A 1880-nucleotide genomic window follows, 5' to 3' on the forward strand; every position below is an offset into this window, starting at 1 on the left:
GTTCTAGGGATTTTCCCCTCTAAAAAGACATAATCCTCTGTAGACCACACCAATAAATGGCTGCGGAGGTGGTTTACTTTCAGCTTGGAGCCTAATCATCCACTATCGGCCTTGTTATTTCGCCAATATTGGGCAATTTCCCAGTATTAGTGAAGTTATACGTTCCGCTTAAGTTGATATTTTGCCACGCAACGGGCGAAACAGCACGAGTGATACCCGCTTTCTCTTCATCTCCTCTCGCTTCAAAGTGTCCCAGAAGATGACTCAGTATCGCGGAGTTGAAGTAGATGATCGCGTTGGCAAGCAATCTTGCGCATTCATTCCAGATAGCGATTTCAGACTCGTTTTTGCCACGGAACTGATCACCATTCACCGACGCAATGGCTCGTCTAAGGAAGTGCCATGCTTCTCCCCGGTTCAGGGCACGTTGCACATACTGCCGCAAACTGGCATCGTCGATGTAGTCAAGTAAATATTGCGCTTTAACCAGTCGATTATACTCCGTCAGAGCCTGTAATATTGGGTGTCCAGAAGGGTAACCAGACAACTTTCTTACCAGCATTGCTTGTGTCGTCCGCTTTGTCTGAAGTGACAGAACAATACGCCTGATATCTTGCCATCCCGTTGTAATAACATTCGTTCTGATAGGCTTCTTTAGCGCCAGTATGGTGCTGCCTTGTTCACTTTCAGTCACATCAAACAGATCATTGATGACACTACTGAACTGCGCGTATCGCGGTGCAAAACTGTAACCGCATAGATCCAGTAAGGCGAAGTTAACATGATTGACACCGTGTGTATCTGTCGAGAGTACGTCAGGTTTGATTTCACTGCTGTTGGATTGTAACAGGTCATAAATATAGTGTGATTCGTGCTCGTTGGAACCGATGATCCGAGCATTGAGGGCGCTGTGGTTGGCCACCAGTGTCATGGCCGTGATCCCTTTGTTGGTGCCGAAATACTTAGAGGAGTACCGGGTTTTAAAGGTTTCCAGATGGGTTTCGAATTTCTGACCATCCGCACTGGCATGCAGCTGGTCCTCCTGAATATGGTAGTGGCGGAAGATGGGTAGCGCTGCAACCGCATTATTGATCACGTCGCTGGCGTCATGCAGCGTTTCAGGCCGGATATAGTTGGCCTGCACCGTACTCAGGTGTTCATAGCTTCGATCGGAGATCTGCGCCATGCCATACACACCACGGTGAGTGGCGTTGGCAATCAGAATGGCCAGTAAATCATCCTGATGAGTGAACCCTTGTTTTTGTATCGGAAGTACATGAGTCAGACATTTCATGAACCCGGTTTCGCGCTCTACATACCGCAGTACATCCGCGATACCGACCGGTTGCATTCGCTTAAAAAAGGGATTGTTGACCAGAGATGTAGCGCTTTTGGTCGGCAGACGCCAGCGGGTACCGGTACGATTTTTCATGATCACATTTCGATTGTCTCCCTCATCAATATGGAGAGCAACGTCTTTGAGTGCACTTTCCAGCCGGTGTTGTTTCTCCTGTAACAATAACTCTGCGGGCTGTTTTAGTCTGTCCAGTGTTGATGAGGCCAGCAAGGTATCCTGCGATGTCTGGGGGATCAGGTCGTCTTCCAGTGCGCGGTATTTGGTAACATTTGGCAAATAAATGCGTCCATTCAGTCGTGAGGTTAACTGCCGGTAGAGCAGCCATTCGTAACGTTGCGGGTTAACGTTATCCTGTTTAACCAACCATGGGAGGTGCTTTTTCGGGATGAGCGACGTATCCATCGTCTTCAGTGGTCCACCGAATGCGATTTCCGTCTGCATCTGTTGAAGTTGGGCGACGACGGCTTCTGAGCCTTTACCGGCCTCACATTCAAGGCACAAAAACACCTGCCTTAACAGTTGC

The 1880-nt window shown here is 48.6% G+C and carries 1 protein-coding gene; it reads right to left on the minus strand.

Annotation, left to right across the window (positions count from 1 at the left end):
• Positions 1-91: 91 nt before the first annotated feature.
• Positions 92-1880: Tn3 family transposase (locus tag AKJ31_RS21995; RefSeq protein ID WP_053411134.1), on the minus strand; the 1789-nt coding region annotated here is incomplete at its 5' end.

The organism is Vibrio hepatarius (assembly GCF_001274785.1).
GTDB classification, from domain to species: Bacteria; Pseudomonadota; Gammaproteobacteria; order Enterobacterales; family Vibrionaceae; genus Vibrio; species Vibrio hepatarius.